We start from the raw sequence: 637 nt of genomic DNA on the forward strand, positions 1-637 counted from the left end.
AGCTATCACAAGTCGCCGATGAACTAGAAGCCATTGATGATCAATCTGGAATAAATAAGGGTTTATTAGATGAGAAGTTTAGTAGTCATTTGTCATTAAGACAGGCTTGGTCGAATTACAAAAAAACCTTCCATGATACTTATGAGACTGTAGATGGGGAAGATAGGGTTGTTCACTCACATGCAACCGTACCAAGTGAAGCGTTTTTTACAGAATCCATCGTCGTAGATGTACCATTAAAGGTAGAGTTTTATAAGCATTTGCCCGGCATGATTACAGGTGTCGGTATTATTGTTACCTTTGCAGGTTTGCTCATCGGTCTACTAGCCTTTGATCCTGCTGGCAGTCCTGACACGGTTCAAGACAGTCTAAATCTGCTACTGACTGGCGTTGCTGAGGCATTCATGGCGTCTGGATTGGCTATTCTGGTCGCTATGCTTATCACATGGCGTGAAAAGTCATGGCTGAGACAGTGCTACGCGCAATTACAGCGGTTAAACACAGCTATTGATAATACCTTTATTCCTGATGACAGCGGTGAGGAATATTTAGCCAAACTATTAAAATCGTCGCAAGCAAACGAAGCCAATGCTCGCCAGCTCAAAGACAGTCTAGTAAATGAGCTAAAGGTCATGAT

1 pseudogene is annotated in these 637 nt (G+C 42.5%); it reads left to right on the forward strand.

Annotated features, from left to right (window positions below):
* A pseudogene (locus tag BTV99_RS12560) lies at positions 1-637 on the forward strand (methyl-accepting chemotaxis protein); the annotation flags it as partial.

Source organism: Psychrobacter sp. Rd 27.2, from assembly GCF_001921755.1.
Taxonomy (GTDB): Bacteria; Pseudomonadota; Gammaproteobacteria; order Pseudomonadales; family Moraxellaceae; genus Psychrobacter; species Psychrobacter celer.